15 protein-coding genes and 1 pseudogene are annotated in these 16,571 nt (G+C 60.3%); 3 read left to right on the top strand and 13 right to left on the bottom strand.

Annotation, left to right across the window (positions count from 1 at the left end; translation table 11 throughout):
• Positions 1-14: 14 nt before the first annotated feature.
• Both P6U27_RS07050 and P6U27_RS07045 read right to left on the bottom strand, forming a co-directional pair.
• Positions 15-302: a hypothetical protein gene (locus P6U27_RS07050; protein ID WP_407193765.1), complete on the bottom strand. Its 288-nt coding sequence runs from the start codon at positions 300-302 to the stop codon at positions 15-17.
• The gene (locus P6U27_RS07045) at positions 299-1,228 is read right to left on the bottom strand and encodes a hypothetical protein (RefSeq protein WP_407193764.1); all 930 of its coding nucleotides are present in this window, start codon (positions 1,226-1,228) and stop codon (positions 299-301) included. Before P6U27_RS07045 ends, P6U27_RS07050 begins: the two co-directional genes overlap by 4 nt.
• A gap of 821 nt (positions 1,229-2,049) precedes the next feature.
• Between P6U27_RS07045 and P6U27_RS07040 the strand changes: the two genes are divergently transcribed.
• Positions 2,050-2,274 (top strand): hypothetical protein, encoded by a 225-nt coding sequence (locus P6U27_RS07040; protein ID WP_129146450.1) that lies wholly within the window; start codon positions 2,050-2,052, stop codon positions 2,272-2,274.
• A gap of 70 nt (positions 2,275-2,344) precedes the next feature.
• Here the strand turns inward: P6U27_RS07040 and P6U27_RS07035 are convergent, their stop codons facing one another.
• Positions 2,345-2,968, bottom strand: coding sequence for a TetR family transcriptional regulator (locus P6U27_RS07035; RefSeq protein ID WP_129146449.1), 624 nt, complete (start codon positions 2,966-2,968; stop codon positions 2,345-2,347).
• Positions 2,969-3,045: 77 nt separating this feature from the next.
• Here P6U27_RS07035 and P6U27_RS07030 point away from each other — a divergent pair, with 77 nt between their 5' ends.
• Entirely contained in the window at positions 3,046-3,957 is a 912-nt protein-coding gene (locus P6U27_RS07030; protein ID WP_129146448.1) for an SDR family oxidoreductase, read from the top strand.
• A 219-nt stretch (positions 3,958-4,176) separates the two neighbouring features.
• Positions 4,177-5,522, top strand: a pseudogene (locus tag P6U27_RS07025) (IS701 family transposase).
• Positions 5,523-6,026: 504 nt separating this feature from the next.
• On the opposite strand, the gene P6U27_RS07020 reads toward P6U27_RS07025, so the two are convergent.
• The 10 genes from P6U27_RS07020 to P6U27_RS06975 form a co-directional block, all read right to left on the bottom strand.
• A complete protein-coding gene (locus P6U27_RS07020) occupies positions 6,027-6,704 on the bottom strand; it encodes an RraA family protein (protein ID WP_407193763.1) in 678 nt (225 codons plus the stop codon).
• 69 nt (positions 6,705-6,773) lie between these two features.
• On the bottom strand, positions 6,774-7,733 hold the full coding sequence (locus P6U27_RS07015) for an amidohydrolase family protein (protein ID WP_407193762.1): 960 nt from the start codon (positions 7,731-7,733) through the stop codon (positions 6,774-6,776).
• Positions 7,730-9,052, bottom strand: coding sequence for an MFS transporter (locus P6U27_RS07010; protein WP_407193761.1), 1,323 nt, complete (start codon positions 9,050-9,052; stop codon positions 7,730-7,732). Before P6U27_RS07010 ends, P6U27_RS07015 begins: the two co-directional genes overlap by 4 nt.
• A 30-nt stretch (positions 9,053-9,082) precedes the next feature.
• Positions 9,083-10,003: a DUF1932 domain-containing protein gene (locus tag P6U27_RS07005; RefSeq protein ID WP_407193760.1), complete on the bottom strand. Its 921-nt coding sequence runs from the start codon at positions 10,001-10,003 to the stop codon at positions 9,083-9,085.
• Positions 10,004-10,017: 14 nt separating this feature from the next.
• Positions 10,018-11,370: an MFS transporter gene (locus P6U27_RS07000; protein WP_407193759.1), complete on the bottom strand. Its 1,353-nt coding sequence runs from the start codon at positions 11,368-11,370 to the stop codon at positions 10,018-10,020.
• A 211-nt stretch (positions 11,371-11,581) separates the two neighbouring features.
• Positions 11,582-12,505 (bottom strand): SMP-30/gluconolactonase/LRE family protein, encoded by a 924-nt coding sequence (locus tag P6U27_RS06995; RefSeq protein WP_164937301.1) that lies wholly within the window; start codon positions 12,503-12,505, stop codon positions 11,582-11,584.
• Positions 12,502-13,452: an amidohydrolase family protein gene (locus tag P6U27_RS06990; RefSeq protein WP_407193758.1), complete on the bottom strand. Its 951-nt coding sequence runs from the start codon at positions 13,450-13,452 to the stop codon at positions 12,502-12,504. Before P6U27_RS06990 ends, P6U27_RS06995 begins: the two co-directional genes overlap by 4 nt.
• An 88-nt stretch (positions 13,453-13,540) precedes the next feature.
• Positions 13,541-14,290 (bottom strand): IclR family transcriptional regulator, encoded by a 750-nt coding sequence (locus tag P6U27_RS06985; RefSeq protein WP_129146452.1) that lies wholly within the window; start codon positions 14,288-14,290, stop codon positions 13,541-13,543.
• A gap of 603 nt (positions 14,291-14,893) precedes the next feature.
• On the bottom strand, positions 14,894-15,463 hold the full coding sequence (locus P6U27_RS06980; protein WP_129145799.1) for a hypothetical protein: 570 nt from the start codon (positions 15,461-15,463) through the stop codon (positions 14,894-14,896).
• 16 nt (positions 15,464-15,479) lie between these two features.
• Positions 15,480-16,451, bottom strand: a complete 972-nt coding sequence (locus tag P6U27_RS06975; protein WP_244607998.1) for an agmatine deiminase family protein — start codon at positions 16,449-16,451, stop codon at positions 15,480-15,482.
• Positions 16,452-16,571 lie beyond the last annotated feature (120 nt).

Here is a 16,571-nt window from a genome sequence, read left to right as displayed (position 1 = left end):
TCCATCGAAATAGATTAGGCCCGGCTCACGCCTGCAAGATCGAGGACGGCATCTACAAACTCTCTTACAACTGCTTCTTGGCCTTCGTTTGCAAGATCATGTAGGACACGCCGAACTTCGATACTATCAGTATGAATCGGGCCTTCTGCTGAATTGACGACGCCGACATACGTGCCTTGGAGGCCGACGGCTCCCAGCACAATCGTGTAAGGCGCTCCCGTGCGCATACCTGTACTCAGTATGTCGCAGTAGTTGGATAATGCGCGGCGATAGATGTTTTCCAGCTTTGTCGTCGGGATCAAGGGACGCTCGCGGTAGGTGGAGAAGAAGTGGGTCGATATTCCCCATATTTCGCCCGTTCCGAAGAGTTGGGTAACCGATCTTGGTGTCGTCGCGGTGCCGCTTGGCTGACAGCAATGACGCCATGGCGGTTGCGGTCCAAGTAGCCACTGTACCTGTAGGGCGAGAGCACATCGGGGCGGTGTTGGCTGGCGATGTCCATAAGTTGGGTTTGCCTTATCGGCGGACGCGCCGCTGCGGGCATGACCCGCAGATAGAACACGCGAGGCTCGCCGAACCGATATTCGATTTCATCCTCGGTGCCAGTCCCGACACGGCCAAGCACCTCTGCTGCATCAAACCAGACTGCCGGACTGCTGGTCGATGCAGCCTCGTGAAATGGAGCGGCACTCTGAGAGGCTGCCCTCTCGACATAGGGCCGCAGCGCCGCAACAAGCTGGGTAACGAGCTTCTTCTGTTCGGCCTCAATCTCAGCCTTCACTGCGCTCGGTGCGAGATTGAATTGGATGGGGCCCGCTTTGTGCTTCAAGTCGAACGGAAGCGCATCACGTTGTCCATAATGCGTGTTCTGCACCATCAGGATCGACTCGTCGCCGAGAGCGTGATGGGCATGGCCATATTCGATAGCAACGTTGGGATTCATGAGCCGCTTGGAGCCCCCATCCGAGGTGCCGACAAGCGTGACATCGGCTACGAATACGGCAGAGCGCTCAATCTTCTCAAATATTGTGCGGGCAAGATCAGGGCTGCCGGGCACACCTTGCCGATCATGATCGAGATGGATGCTTTCGCGCGCCTCGGCAGCGGTGGGCTCCTCGACATCCGGCGCTTGCTTGAGGGTCTCAATGGCGAGCTTCAAGGCGTCGCGCACGAAATGGCGACCAATCTTACCAGGCGTATCGGACTGCCAAGACCAAAAGATCTTCATAGAAATTCCTAGTCGCCCCGCATGTCACAAGACCCAATTAACCTTCGACGCGCTACGCCGCGACACCCGAACAAACGACAGCACGCGATACCGCTCCCTGCGCAAGCGATCGTTTGAGCTCAGTACTACATTTCGTACGACATGGCCGTGCGCGACATGGCTTAAGTCCTGATCGCGCTTCACTTTTCGAGATGTGCCGGTCCAATCCATCATGGGACACACTTAGCCCTAACGTGCCGAATAGCGGATGAAGCCTGCCGACCTGAGTCATTGACCGCACCAGTTTCGCACCAGAAACGACGTAAACAAACCGCGACGAACGTGATCGAATTCAAATGAAAGCGTAGCAAAATCAACGAAGCCGATCGATAGTCTGCCGCTCATAACGGTCTGGTTGCAGGTTCGAGTCCTGCCGGGCCCACCAGCGGATCAATGGCTTTGTGCGGACACGAAAGAGTGACTCGATTCCGCGATAAGAGTGACTCGATTCCCGCCTTTAAGAGTGACTCGATTTCGTAGGCCGCTGATGCCGCTCGGTTTTCCCGCCTGATTTTTTCTGACGCCCAAGCGCGCGGACGAAGGAGTCGAGGGGGGTCTTTTCGACTTGGTGTAGGTCAAACGCGCTCCGGCGGTTGCCGTGCGCGGGCGTTCCTGGACAACTGGGCCGAGCAGGTCGTTTCCGAAGAGCCGGCACCGTCATCTTCACCAGCGTGGCGGTGAGGCTGACCTCAAAGCTGATCGATCACGATAAGTGCATCGCAGGATCCTCCGTACCGTCCGATGACGTCGTTTTGAGCGGTTCTGATCACTCGAACTATGTCTTGGCCGAGATACTGGGACGTCGCGACACTCGTTACTCCGGGAAGATGATCAAGGTGTGCGTCATCTCGGTCGTCGACGGACTCAGGGTCGGCGACGAGAGAATAATAATCGCCAACAAGGAAATCGACGACCACGGTTGCATTTTCCCGATGGTTCAAACGCTTCAAGAGAAGCTCAACGCAAGGCGCATCGCCGGCGGCCGCTGTGTTTGGACATTTTGTTAGCGGCGACGAGAGCGTTTGGCGTCATTCTGTTTTTAAGACGCATGAGTCCGCAAGGGGCACATCTCCGAAATCACGGGTGCGTGTCGCCTGAGCGGACCTCCTTGGCGAGGCTGCCGAATATTTCCTCCAGGAGTTCGACTATGGGCCGCGCGCCCTTCTCCTGATTGAAGATGTCTCCGGCAATTCGTATGGCGCCGACTGAGAGCATCGCGACGATCCGCAACGCCATTGATCGTTCGGGCTCGGGCCACCGCTCTTTGAGCGCTTCGTAAATCTCACCTTCCTGCTGCACGTAGTATGCCTGCTTGCGCGCCTGAACGCTCGGGCTCGTCCGCATCAGTCGGTCCAACTTGATCATGTCTTTCGACGGAATAGCGTTACAGACACTGACGACCGCATCCCGAACCGTGTCGATCGGCGCCGAGCCTGCGGAAGCCTTTCGTACCGCATCTGTCAGCATCTCGCCAATCCCACTTTGGAGGGACAGCAAAATCTCGTCCTTTGACGTGAAGTAGTAGAAGAAGGTTCTGCGCGAGATTCCTGCTGCGGCAGCGATTTCGTCGAGCGTTGTATGATCGAAGCCATTTTTAAGGAAAAGAGCGATGCCCTTCTCCGTGATGCGTTTCTTGGTCTCGCGCTTCTTCCGCTCCCGCAGGCCGCCGCCCTCTTTATCGTCACGCCCGGAATTGCCCAAAGCCACCCTCTTGCAAAATTACACTTAGTGCAATATTTATTCTACACCAAGTGCGAAAATTGTGAAAGCGACGCTAAATGGCAAAGTGGACCGCAGCCGACATCCCTGATCAGCATGGACGAACCGCCGTAGTAACCGGAACCGGTGGATTAGGATTGGAGACGGCCCTCGCGCTGGCCCGAGCAGGATGTGACGTGACCATAGCCGGTCGCAACCCTCAAAAAGGCGCTCACGCAGTATCTCACATCGAACACGCCGTGCCGGGTGCGACTGTGCGGTTCGGCAAGCTCGATCTTGCAGATCTATCTTCGGTTGCCTCATTCGCACAGCAGATGGAGGATGAGAAGCAGAGCTTGGACCTTCTGGTGAACAACGCGGGCGTCATGGTCCCGCCGAAACGGCAAGAAACGAGTGACGGCTTCGAACTGCAACTCGGTACGAACTACCTCGGTCACTTCGCATTGACTGCTCGTCTGAAATCGCTCCTCGCAAAAGGGAGGGACGCGCGCGTCGTCACGCTCTCAAGCCTTGCTGCTAACGGTGGACACTTCGATTTTGATGACATCAATGCCGAGAAGAACTATCGGCCACTGGCCGCCTACAGCCAATCGAAGCTCGCATGCTTGTTGTTTGCACTCGAGCTTGACAGCCGCAGCCGCGCCGCTGGATGGGGTTTCTCAAGCATGGCTGCTCACCCTGGCATCGCGCGGACTGATCTAGTGCATAACACCCTTGGTCGGCGAAGCGTGGCGGGACTTGCACGAACACTTTTTTGGTTCCTGCTTCAGCCCGTATCGCAAGGCGCGCTGCCCCAGTTATATGCTGCCACGTCCAGCCACGCGGAGGGAGGTGGCTACTATGGTCCCGACGGGCTCCGTGAAACCCGCGGGCACCCGCACCCCGCACGCGTTCCTCCGCAAGCACTCGATTCCGTCGCTAGACGCAAGCTATGGGAGATCTCCGAACGAATGACCCAGGTGGCGTTTTAATAGCGTGGGTCTGGACACGGGTCGAAGCCGAACTTTATCCATACCTGAACTCTTGTCTCATGGCCCTTCAGCGACCTCGGAAGGCGTCCGCTTTTTCGCCCCTGTTTGGAGGTGGAGCGGACACCGGCAGCAAACTTCTTAATGAGTACACGGCCTAGCACTACTTTGGCAGATTGTTGATTTTGGCGCGTTTTATAGGATTCCCGAATCAATTTTTCAATGATTCATGGGTGGTCGGCTCTTGGAGGGCTGACCATGCCGGGATGGGAAGACGAACTCGAACGCTGGCTGATGCCGTTCTTGGACCGACTGGGTCATAAGACCCGGCAGCGGATGTGTCCTCTGTATGTTGCGGGATTGATCGGTCCCGGCGATCGTAAGAGCGTTCAGCCGATGGCGGAACGCCTTGCCACCAGCACCTACGACCAGTTGCACCATTTCATTGCGGACGGTGTCTGGGACGCGACGCCGCTGGAGACAGAGTTGCTCAACCAGGCGGACCGACTTGTCGGCGGCAGGGATGCGGTGCTGGTTATTGATGACACCTCACTTCCCAAGAAGGGTGAGCGCTCGGTCGGTGTTGCGGCTCAATACGCCTCGGCTCTCGGTAAAACGGCAAATTGCCAAACACTGGTGTCTTTGACGCTTGCGCGCGGCGAAGTACCCGTGATGGTCGCGTTACGTCTCTTTCTGCCTGACAGTTGGACAAGCGACGATCTCGTTTGAAGCGCGCTCGCGTGCCAGTCGAACATCGAACGCCACGGTCCAAGCCGGAGATTGCTTTGGCCGAGATTGACCGCGCGATAGCAGCCAACGTGCGCTTTGGATATGTGCTGGCGGATGCAGGATACGGCCTCAGCGCACCGTTTCGACAAGGGCTAACAGAGCGCGGGCTGGTCTGGGCTGTCGGAATCCCGCGGCACCTGAAAGTGTATCCGGTCGATGTGAAGCTCATTTGGCCGATTACCAAAGCCCGCGGCAAACCACGAAAGCACCACGTGCCCGATATCTTATCAATTGCGGCCGAGCAAATGCTGGCCGGCGCCAAATGGAAAACCGTGAGTTGGCGTAGCGGGACGAAAGGTCGGCTTAAAGCCCAATTTGCTGCGGTCCGTGTCCGGACCGCCGACGGCCCTCCGCAGCGGATATGGGATAAAGGTCAGCAGCATCTCCCAGGCGACGAAGCCTGGCTCATTGGCGAGCAACGTGCGTCCGGGGAGAAGAAATACTATCTGGCCAATCTTCCGGCGGCGACGGATCTGCGCACGCTGGCCGCCACCATCAAGGCACGGTGGATTTGTGAGCAGGCGCATCAGCAGTTGAAGGAGGAACTTGGACTTGATCACTTCGAAGGGCGATCATGGCAAGGTCTTCATCGCCACGCCCTGATGACAATGATTGCCTACGCCTTCCTGCAACATCGTCGCCTCGCACACGCGGGGCGGAAAAAGAATCTACGGGCCTCCGCCTCAGCCAACCATGCCAGCCGTACGTCACGCCATCGTCGATCTCATCCTTCGGCCGCCGTCTCAGCATTGCCCATATTGCCGAAGGCAAATCCGTGAAAAACAGCGGCGAAAACACAATCTGCCAAAGTAGTGCTAGCGTAGGGTCCGAGCAAGCTCACGATAGGCAACCTGCGAGCAGGCCGTTCAAAGCAGCCGGCGCGTAGGACAATAGCCTTCGGATTCGTCAAGCAATTTGAATGGCTTACAAAACCGAGTCACTCTTAAAACGAAAAGCGGCCAATCGAGTCGCTCTTAAAGCAGAAGCCGAGTCACTCCTATTAATTAGCCTTCAGCGAAATCAATGACATAGGCGAGTCGTTCTTTCGGTGTCCGCACAGGCTTAGTAGGTAGTTAATTGCGCAGTTCCTTCGGGCACCGCACCAGAAACGTCTCGCTTCGTTACCCCTCCCTATCTTCCGGCAAGAGCAAACTACCGTACCGTCTCCGCGCCCGCCATTCCGTTCTGAACTCGGTCGTAGATTCGGCGGCAAGATCGGGAGAATGGGCCCCGCACGAAAGCGTCATCCTCCCTCAACCATCGTCGCTGCGCGAATCCGGCTTTCAGTCGACTCCTTCACATTTCAACTCGCGCAGTGCCTTGTCCACCCAATCCGCATTGTGCGTCCCGGCCTTGATGTTCTCCATCTGCTTCTGCTCAGCCTGGTACTTCGCCGTCGCGGCTTTCAGGACTTCATCCACATCGTCGAATGGCACGCAAAGCAATCCATCGTCGTCGCCGATGATGAGATCGCCCGGCTCGATCACCATGCCGTCGATTGCAATCGGAACGTTAATCTCGCCTGGTCCGTTCTTGTAAGGGCCGCGATGGGTGACACCTGCCGCGAACACGGGAAACGTCTGACCGCGGATGAAGCCGGCATCCCGAACCGCGCCATCGATCACGATGCCTGCAAGGCCGCTCTTGATGATGCGCATCAGCATCATCTCGCCGATCAATGCGTTGGTGAGATCGCCTCCGGCATCGACCACGATGACATCGCCTGGCTCGGCCATTGCCATCGCCTTGTGGAGCATCAGGTTGTCGCCTGGCCGCGTCTTGACGGTGAGCGCCACGCCCGCCATCCCGGCGGTCCGATGCATCGGCCGAAGCCGCGCGCCGGCCGCCGTCATCCGGGACATGCTGTCGCTGACATTTGCGACCGGCAAGCGGGCAAAGCGCTCGACGATCTCGGTCGCTACTTTTCTTTGCCGCTTCAGAATTCGAAATCCTACGGACATGCGTCGGTCCCTCTCGGTGTTCTCAAAAATGAAATCGTTGCGTTCTCGTTGTTCCCTAGCGCCGAAAGCCTAGAAACCGAACAGTTCGGCCGGATTTTCGACGAGGATGCGCCGGCGCGTTTTTTCGTCCGGCGCCCAGTCTGCGAGCAGATCGAGCAACAGGGCGTCGTCCGGCTTGGTACCGCGCTGGGTGGGATGCGGCCAGTCCGTACCCCATAAGATTCGCTCCGGCGCCGCCTGCACATAGGCCCGCGCGACTTCGCTGGAGTCGGCGTAAGGCGGACCGAGCTTGCTGTCCTCATAGGGCTCTGTCACCTTCACCCAGGTGCGGCCCTGATCCAGCATGCGGCGGACTGCGGCGAATGCAGGATGCTTGAGGCCGTCTGGCTGCGGGATACGCCCGAGATGGTCGATGACTACCTTGGTGGGCAGCGACCGAATGACCTTCTCATGAGTGACGATCTGATCGCCCGTCATCAGGATCTGCACGTGCCAGCCAAGCGGGCTGACGCGCCTGGCGAGTGCGGCCAGCATCTCCGGCGTTGTCGTCCCCCAGGTCTGCGGAGAGACGAAATTGACGCGGATGGCGCAGACACCGGCATCGGCCAGCGCTCGCAGCTCTGCTTCCTCGACGTCGGTGTCGACGACGGCAACGCCGCGTGAGGCGGAGCCGAGCTGGCCCAGCGCGTCCGCGAGACACCGGTTGTCGACCCCATAGGTCGACGGCTGCACCACCACGCTCCTGGTGGTGCCGAGCCGGCGCTGGAGATTCCGATAATCAGCCACGGTCGCGCCCGGCGGAAAGCCCTGGTGCCAATGCGGCGACACGGGAAACCGTCCGTCGTAAATATGGTGATGGCAATCGCACGCGTCCGCAGGCGCGTTCAAGCGCGGCGGTGCCGAGCCGGTGCTGTTGGGCACGGCTTGGTCGACCCCGCCGGCCCAGGCGCCTGTGCTCGCAACCAGCATGCCCGCGAAGACGCCACGCCGGGTGATGGCGTGCTGTGAGGTCGTGGCGTGCTCGCTCATGATTTCACCGCCAGCATGTCGGTTGCGCGCGCGACGTTGCGGCCCAGCACGAGCACGCAGGTCGCGGCCACGGCGCACAGCAGCGCAAGCGGCAGCATGCCGAGCACGAAGCTGCCCGTCCATTCCTTGACAAGGCCAACAACGTTCACCATCAACCCGCCGCCGATCAAATTGGAGATCGCGTTGATTCCGGCGAGACCAGCCGCGAGCGTGCTGGTCGAAAGCCAGCTCGCCGACAGCGCCCAGAACGGCCCCTTGAAGGCGTAGGCGCCCACCAGGCAGAACGTCACCATGACGATGGTCGGCACGACCGCCGTTCCGGTCAGGCCCAAAGCGGTGAAGCCGCCGGCGGCGAACAGCAGCGGAATCGCCGTGTGCCAGCGGCGCTCACTGGTCTTGTCCGAATGACGCCCCCACAACACCATGAGCACGGTCGCAATGCCGTAGGGGATCGCGTTGACAAAGCCGGTCTGCAGGTTCGTCAGACCAAACGATTTCAGCAATTGCGGTTGCCAGACTGACAGCACGCTGCCGGTGGCGGAGGCGCCGGAGCAGACCAGGGCCATGACCAGGAAATATTTGTTGGTGGCAAGCTGCCAGAGTGAGAGGTGGCCGACCGGCTTGCGCGCGGCTGCATCCGCCGCCATGCGGGCCGTCAACCAATCCCGCTGCTCCTTCGTCAGCCAGGACGCCCCTTCGGGCCTGTCAGTCAGGACGAACAGGCAGGCAAGCCCGAGCAAAACGGTCGGTAATCCCTCCAGGATGAACAGCCACTGCCAGCCGCGCAGGCCAAGCGCGCCGTCAAGCTCGAGCAGGCCGACCGAAAGCGGTGAGCCGAGAAAGGTCGCAAGCGGGATCGAGACCGTGAAGGTCGCCAGGATGCGCGCCCGATACTGCGACGGCAGCCAATAGGTCAAATAGAGGATGGCGCCGGGAAAGAAACCGGCCTCCGCCGCTCCTAGGAGGAAGCGCATGGCGTAGAGCGAATACGGACCAACCACAAACGCCATGCATGCGGTGATCAATCCCCAGGTGATCATGATGCGTGCGATCCAGCGCCGCGCGCCGACCTTTTGCAGCGCCAGATTGCTCGGCACCTCCACCAGGAAATAGGAGACGAAGAACAGGCTCGCAGCAAAGCCGAACATCGCGGGCGTGAGCCCGAGATCCTTGTTCATCTGCAGTGCCGCGAAGCCGACATTGACGCGGTCGAGCAGCGCAAAGAAGTAGCAGATCATCAGGAACGGAACGAGGCGCAGGATCACCCTGCGCATCGTTACCTTCTCGATTTCATCGATGTCTGTCCGGGCGGCCGCCACGTTTCTCTCCCTGTTCTGTTCTCTATTGCCTTAGGTTTGTTCGGCTGCTTTGACTCTGGTCTGCGCCTTGGCCACGATCGCATCGATGGCGATCTTGTAGTTTTCGGGCACGACGCCCTTGAAGTGGTCCTTCAGGCCGAGGCTGTCCTTCCAGCGCAGGCGCGCGGCCGTCGCACGCGCCATCAACGGCTCGATGCCGGCATCCGCGACCGCCTCGGCGGCCATCTCGACTTCTTCGGTCCGTCGCTTGGCATGGATCACGCCTGAGGGCGTCAGGCTCTCGACCGTGTCCATGAACGGACGCGTGAGCGTCTTCGAGGCCGACGCCAGGACGGTTTCATCCAGGCCATAGGACCGGGCCGCGAGCAGCGTCTCGTCGATCAAGGCTTCGATTCCCTTGATCAGGACGGAGCGAAGAATCTTGATCCCCGAAGCCGTGCCAAGCTTGTCGCCGACGAATTCGATGCTCATGCCCCAGGGCACAAGCAGGTCGACCACGCGCTGCCCGGCGGAACCGCTCGACATCATGTGCATCGCATAGCCGTGCTTCGGCGTGCCCATGATGGAGCCGTCGCCGAGCGTCGCGCCCGTCCTGGCGAGCCGTTCGGCGAAGCCATATTTAACCTTCGGCGTGGCCGAGGCGAAATCGAGGAAGGTGTGGCGACCATCGAGCACGGGCGCGAATGCAGCCGCGCTCTCGAGCGAGGCAGAGCCGGGCGTGACGCTGAAGATCAGCTCGGCTGCGTCAGCTAGTTCCTGGTTGGACTTGACGAGCGTAACGCCTGCCGCCTTGGCGCGGCTCTGGATCAGATCGGCATAGGGGCCGTCGAAGGCATATTTGTCGTAGCAGAAGATATTCTGCAGGCCGGCGCCGCGGAGCCCTTTGCCCAACGTGCTGCCGATCTCGCCATAACCGACCAGACCGAGACGGAACTGCTTTCGTTCGCCCATTTTCAAATTCCTTTCTAGAGGGGAGCAATCGGGACCGTGCGACCGTCAGCCGTTCCGGCCTGTCGCTGCAGACTGGCACCCACCAGACGGATCAGGATAGCGGCCAGGGCAAGAAACGCAGCCACCGAGATCAGGGCCCATGAGAAACTGTCGGTCGACTGCTTGATCACACCGATGAGATAAGGACCGACGAAGCCGCCGAGATTGCCGATCGAGACGATCATCGCGAGGCCGCCTGCGGCGGCGCTGCCGGTGAGGAAGCTCGACGGGATCGGCCAGAAGGTCGACTGGTAGCACATGATGCCGATCACGGCGCCGCAGAGCGCGACGATCGAGACCAACGGGGACGATGTCGCGTAGCCGCAGATGATCAGCGAGGCGGCGCCGACGAGCAGCGCGGAGGCCACGAACCAGCTCCGTTCGCCACCTTTGTCCGACAGACGTGCCCACAGCATCATCATGATCGCGCCGCAGATGTAGGGAATGGCGGCAATGAAGCCGACAGCGACGACGCCGAAGCCGAGGCCCTTGATGATCTGCGGCATCCATAGACCGAGGCCGACGGAGCCGATGATGGCGCAGAAATTGACGGCCGCGCAGGCCAGAACGCGCCAGTTGACGAAGGCGTCCCTGAGACGGGAGGGATGTTTTGAGGCAATGGCCTCGCGCTCTGCCGCCAGCACCTCGACGAGCCAACGCCGCTCGTCAGGGCTCAACCACTTGGCCTGCTCTGGCTTGTCCGTGAGCGTGAAGAAGCAAACGACGCCCAGAAGTGTTGCCGGCAAGCCTTCAAGGATCAGCAGCCACTGCCAGCCGTGCAGGCCGCCCAGGCCGTCGAGGGTAAGCAGCGAGCTCGAGATCGGTGCGCCGACGATGTTCGCGATCGGGATGCCGAGCAGAAAAGCTGCGGTCGCCGTGCCGCGGATTCGCGCCGGAAACCAGTAGGTGAAATAGAGGAACACGCCGGGCGTGAAGCCGGCCTCGCCAAGCCCGAGCAGGAAGCGCATCACGCCGAAGCTGACGGGGCCGACCACGAAGGCCGTTGCGGCCGAGATCAGGCCCCAGGTGATCAGGATGCGGGCAATCCATTTGCGGGCGCCGATGGCCTGCAGGGTAAGGTTGCTCGGCACCTCCGCCAGGAAGTAGCCGAAGAAGAACAGCCCGGCGCTCCAGCCGAATGCGGACGGCGAGATGCCGAGGTCGCCGTTCATCGTCAGACTGGCGATGCCGACATTGACGCGGTCGAGATAAGCGATGACGTAGCAGAGCAGCAGGAAGGGCACGATCCGCCACATCACCTTCGCGAGGATCTTCTCCTTCGCGGGTGTGAAGCCCTGTTGGATTGCAGCGGCTGCGACGCTTGCCATGGGTTCCCTCCGAACCGCCGGTGTTCTCCCGGCCATGTCACGCGCCTTAACAAAAATAGAACGGCGTTGCAATTTATTTTAGAACGACGTTTCATTTAACCGCGAGCACCCAAGCTCGTGCGTCGCTGTATCGAAGGCAGCTCCCAGGGAAAAGTGCAGCGTCTGCCGTCGGTTAAGGCGCGGCCGGGCGATGACACTGAGTGTGTGGCAACTACTCCGCGTGGGAGAACATCGCCAAGCCCGGCGTATCGAGTTCGGCGCGTAGCAATGTTCCGGTGCGGCTCTCGGTGATGAAGAGGCTCTTTCGCTCGGGTCCACCAAAAGCAAGATTGGTGGTGCCGACGCCCGCGCAGGAGACGATGCGGTCGAGCGGTTCGGCCAGCGGCGAGAGCCGCCAGATCGAGCCGAAGCCGGTGTGACAGACCAGCAGATTGCCGCCGCTGTCGAGCGCAAGCCCATCTGGACCGCCGGGGCCGCCATGCAGATGCGAGAAGATCCCGACCTTCGTCGTCAGGCCGCTGGCCGCCAGCGGCACGCGCCAGATCTGGTTGGCGCGCGTCACCGCGACGAGCAGAAAGCTCTCCTCGGGGTCGACGACGATGCCGTTCGGGCTGGGAATTGTGTTGAGCAGGCAAGTGAGCCGCCCATCCGGCGTGAGCTTCCAGACCCGGCCGCTTGGATCATGCATCCCGGTCTGGCCCTGATCGGTGAAATAGAGATTTCCTGATGGCGCGAAGACCAGGTCGTTGACGCCCTTGAAGCTCTCGCTCGCAGCGGTTTCGAGATACGGCGTCACCTTGCCGGTTGCGGGGTCCAGCAGCATGATGCCGCGCTTGTAGTCGGTGATGAAGACGCGGCCGTCGCGATGGATCTTCAGTCCGTTCGGCCATCCATCATATTCTGAGACGAGCTCCCACTCGCCCACCTCGCTGACGCGGAAGATGCGTCCGTAGGGAATGTCGGTGACGTAAAGCCGGCCCTGCCGATCGAACGAAGGTCCCTCGAGGAACGAGTCGATCTCGCGTCCGCCCTGATTGGCATCGGCCCAGGCGGTGCGGCGCGGCTTGCGGAACTGGTCCGGAAGGCGCGTGAAAATGCTGGTCTCGATCCGGCGCGGCGGGCTGAAGAATGTCATGGCGTGACTTTCGGAAAGCCGTAGAGCTCGGCAGGGTTGTCGACGAGGATACGCTTGAACGCGAGGTCGCTTCCTGCGCATTGGGCGAAGAGATCGAACAGGCGCGCATCATCCGGCTTGCGGTCCCGCTCGGAAGGATGCGGCCAGTCGCTACCCCAGACCATCCGCTCCGGTGCGGCTTTCACGTAGGCTGCCGCAACGGCGCCTGCGTCGGCGTAATCAGGCACGCCCTGCTTGCTCGACACGTAGGGGCCGGACAGCTTGACCCAGGTCTTGCCGCGGTCGAGCAGGCCACGGATGATCTTGTAGGGCGCGCTCTCGACGCCGGCCGGTTGCGGGACCTGCGCCAGATGATCGAACACGAGACGCCCCGGCAGAGAGGCCAGTAGATCGGCGTGATCCTCGATCTGCTTGGGCCGCATGTTGATCTGGCAGTGCCAGCCGAGATCGGCGAGCCTTGGCGCGAGCAGCTTGAGAGACTCCACCGTTAGCACGCCCGGGAAGCCAAGGTTGAAGCGAACCCCGCGAACACCTTGCTCGTCGAGCCGCCGCAGTTCGGCGTCGGAGACGTCCTCCGCAACGACGGCAATCGCGCGAAAATTCTCCGCGCCGAGCGCCTGCCGCGAAGCGATCTGCAGCCGGTTGTCGGTACCATAAGTGGACGGCTGGATGATCACGCCTCGCGTGGTGCCGATCCGGCGCTGCAGGGCACGATAATCGTCAGGCAACGCATCCTCCGGCAGCAGGGTCGCGCCCTTCATGACCGGATAGGACTTGTCGTAGGTGTGGAAATGGCAATCCGTGGCGCCGGCCGGTGCAACGAACCGCGGCTTCTCTGAACCGGTCGACCAGCGCACGTCCTCCGCCTGCGCGGTCGTTCCGCGCGGAACGAGCGATGCGCCCAGGCCCGCAAGGACCGTCCTGCGTGTGAACGTTGCTGCGGCCACGACGTTCGTCCTCCCAATCATTTGTTATGGGGAGGCTTATAAGCCCGCGGCAGTGCACTCGGCAAGAAAAATGAAATGGAGTTTCGTTTTATGCCGTTGCGTTGGACCGCTTGCGTGTCCCCTTTGCGGTGCCGGACCACAGCGTTCCGCCGCACGCCAAAGTGAGCTTGGTGGCCGCTTCCACCAGCGCTCCCTTGATCTGCTCCGCCCGCGCCGTGGTGAGGCGGCTGACCGGCCCGGAGATCGCGAGCGCTCCGATCAGGGAATCACCGATACCGAACACCGGCATGGCGAGGGCGGCGGCGTGAGGATCGGTGATGCCAGAGGTGAACAGCGGCAGTTCGTCGTCAGCTCCGGGTAGTCCGGACTCGTACCGACGAAGCGTTTGCGCGATGGCTGATTTGTCCATCGGCCGAGTATCCCCCGGCTGCACGGTCATCCGGATCCGGTTGGTGCTCTCCACCCGGAAAAGACACAGCCGCTCATCGCCGTTGCGAACGTAGAAGGATGTCGTCTCGCCGGTTTTTGCCGCGAGTTGCTCGAGCACGGGCATGACGTGGTCGGACAGACGAAACGCCTGCTGATACGCGGTGCCAAGACGTAACGTCTCGGCGTCGAGCCGATAAGATCCATCCGGCAAGCGCGCGAGCAGGCGGTATTGTTGCAGCGACAAAGCAAGCCGCAGGATCGTGCTCTTGACGAGACCGGTCCGCTCGGCCAACTCCGCCAGCGACAAAGCACCGTCGCCGCGACGGAACGCGGTCAATACCGCGAGTGCCCGTTCGGCTGCCGATACGCCCTTGAGTCCAGCCTCCTTTTTCGCGGTCTGCTTTGCCATGTCCACCCTCATCTCCGCCACTTCCTAAGGCATTCTGCCCGCAGAGAGAAGGGGCTACGACATCGTAACGGATTCCAGAAAAGTGCAGGTTTCGTAAACTCGGCGGGGATTGTGAACCGCACCAGTTTCGCACCAGAAACGCTCCGACCGAAGCGCGACGAACCCAAACGGAATCGAACGAAAGCACCGGAAAATCAAGGAAGACGATCGATCTTCCGCCGCTCATAACGGTCTGGTTGCAGGTTCGAGTCCTGCCGGGCCCACCAATGAAGTCCAATTGTCCGTCCTCAACGGTGAAATGAAGCTCCTTGAGGCGCTTCGCCTCAAGCATCCTAAGCATGTCCGAAAACTGCCCGCGCGTAACCTGCAGCGAGGGGTGTAGAGAAGTAAGGGTGCTCGCGGCCCGTAACAGGACGCCCATGACGCCGGGCCAGGTGAAGCGCGCCTCAGGCATCGTGAAAGGCAGCGGGCATTTTCACGTAAGTGAACTCAACGGACTGCCTCGGTGGGCGGGGCTGAACGACCTATCCAAGGTTAACCGTGCGGCCTCCAAGGATTTCACCGCGCCAGTCGCCCATATCGTTGCGTCGTGTCACACTCAGATTATCGCGCTCTCATTAAAAAGGCGCTCCATTCCTTCTGCTTGTCCTTTCCAGGCGCCAGGCGCGAGGGTGAAACAAGACACCGGAAAACGATTCTCCTGTTTCGGGCGTTGTTTCCATCACAATACGAAGCAATTTTCCTGACATGATCCTCAATTCCGGGAACGTCGTTGAAGGTCTTCCTCGTGAAGCACGCTCGCTCGAGGTTTGGTAGCTCGTCCATCAGTCCCGTAACATCCCGCCAGACCGAGACGCGTCCGCCGATGTAACTGTCTTTTCGATGATGGGCGCGATCAGTGTCTACCATCACCTCTGAAATGATATCGACGAAGTCGATACCCCTTTCCCGCGTGAACCTCAGCCGTTCCGGATTGCGATTTTTACCCTTTAGATGTCCCTCTACTCCAAAGGCTGCTGGCAACAGGCTCCACAGATCGTTTCTTCCCGTCCCGTAAAAGAAGTCAGCGGTATTCTTGGGTGTATCCGGATTGAACGTTCCAATGATAAGGCACCTCGTTGCAGGGTTTATTTCGTGATTCCGAAATTTATGTTTGATCGGCGTGGGCGTCATTCTTTGCTTCCCGCATTTATTTCCGTGACGTGCTTGGCATCGGCTGCGTCAGACAATGAATTCCACCACCACCGAGAGCAATGTGGTCAATGCTCAGCATCCGGATGTCTCGGCCTGGAAATGATCTCTGCAACACGGAGTGCGCCGCCTCGTCCCGTTCTGGGTCTCCGAACTTCCCAGTAATGGCTGCGCCGTTCGCCAGGTAAGCGTTCAGGTATGACGGAGCAAACGAGCGGCCACGAAACCGCCAGTGCCGCCTGCGAGGCGGAAGGATCGAGTTTACAGTCATCGCGCTACCTCGACTGTCGGATTCGCTCTGAAGCACGTCGATATCTCTTGACCGATTTCTGGGCGTGGGCATCTCTGGATCGGGCGCTTCGACCAGAATTGCTCCGGGCGACGTGAAGAGCAGGTATCCGTCGGCATGGCCACTGGTAAATGGTTCATCGGCGTCGCCCTCAAGCCATATGATCTTGCGCCCGCCGACGGCGGAGAACCCACGCTCTATTTCCTCCATTTGCTCGTGCGCACTGCGACCAATTCGTGGGTTTCGGTTTTCGTTCAGCAGGCAGCTCTTGGTCACGATAACGGTACCCTCGCCGTCGGTCACGAACGCTCCTCCTTCTGCGACAAACTGTGCACGTATGGTCGCCAGCCCCAGTCTTGCGGCCAAGGGGCCGGCGAGAGCATCTCCAGGGCGTGCGGAGCGCGTTGAGCCCCAGCAATTGAAATTCCAGTCAACAGCGACGACTGCATCACCCCGCACCGCAAACGTCGGCGCAATGTCGCGCATCCAGATGTCGTCCACGGGAGCCGATAGGATCTCCACGTTCGGTCCAAATGACTGGCGCTTGGCCTCCGGAATTTGGTCGGACGGTGTCAGCAGGTAAACCGTTTCATATTCGGCGATGGTGACAACAACCTCGTGGAGTTCGCGCCTGACAGCATCGGCGTACATCCCCCATTCCCGGTGTATGGCCCAAGCCATCAGACAACAGGCGTGAGGCTCCCATTCGGCGGGAAGTCTGATTTCGTTGTACGACATTACTGCAATATCCCGCTCTATCTGGCTCTCGCTGCAATGTCGGGAAACCGGCCGAGCTTTCGG

Origin of the sequence: Bradyrhizobium sp. STM 3566 (assembly GCF_045571445.1) — a bacterium.
Taxonomy (GTDB): Bacteria; Pseudomonadota; Alphaproteobacteria; order Rhizobiales; family Xanthobacteraceae; genus Bradyrhizobium; species Bradyrhizobium vignae.
This window is presented reverse-complemented; position numbering and strand designations above follow the sequence as displayed.

Coding starts and splice junctions, on each gene's coding strand:
- P6U27_RS07045 (WP_407193764.1), bottom strand. CDS start 1,228: ATGAAGATCTTTTGGTCTTGGCAGTCCGATACGCCTGGTAAGATTGGT.
- P6U27_RS07030 (WP_129146448.1), top strand. CDS start 3,046: ATGGCAAAGTGGACCGCAGCCGACATCCCTGATCAGCATGGACGAACC.
- P6U27_RS07020 (WP_407193763.1), bottom strand. CDS start 6,704: ATGTCCGTAGGATTTCGAATTCTGAAGCGGCAAAGAAAAGTAGCGACC.
- P6U27_RS07015 (WP_407193762.1), bottom strand. CDS start 7,733: ATGAGCGAGCACGCCACGACCTCACAGCACGCCATCACCCGGCGTGGC.
- P6U27_RS07005 (WP_407193760.1), bottom strand. CDS start 10,003: ATGGGCGAACGAAAGCAGTTCCGTCTCGGTCTGGTCGGTTATGGCGAG.
- P6U27_RS07000 (WP_407193759.1), bottom strand. CDS start 11,370: ATGGCAAGCGTCGCAGCCGCTGCAATCCAACAGGGCTTCACACCCGCG.
- P6U27_RS06995 (WP_164937301.1), bottom strand. CDS start 12,505: ATGACATTCTTCAGCCCGCCGCGCCGGATCGAGACCAGCATTTTCACG.
- P6U27_RS06985 (WP_129146452.1), bottom strand. CDS start 14,290: ATGGCAAAGCAGACCGCGAAAAAGGAGGCTGGACTCAAGGGCGTATCG.
- P6U27_RS06980 (WP_129145799.1), bottom strand. CDS start 15,463: ATGACGCCCACGCCGATCAAACATAAATTTCGGAATCACGAAATAAAC.
- P6U27_RS06975 (WP_244607998.1), bottom strand. CDS start 16,451: ATGGCTTGGGCCATACACCGGGAATGGGGGATGTACGCCGATGCTGTC.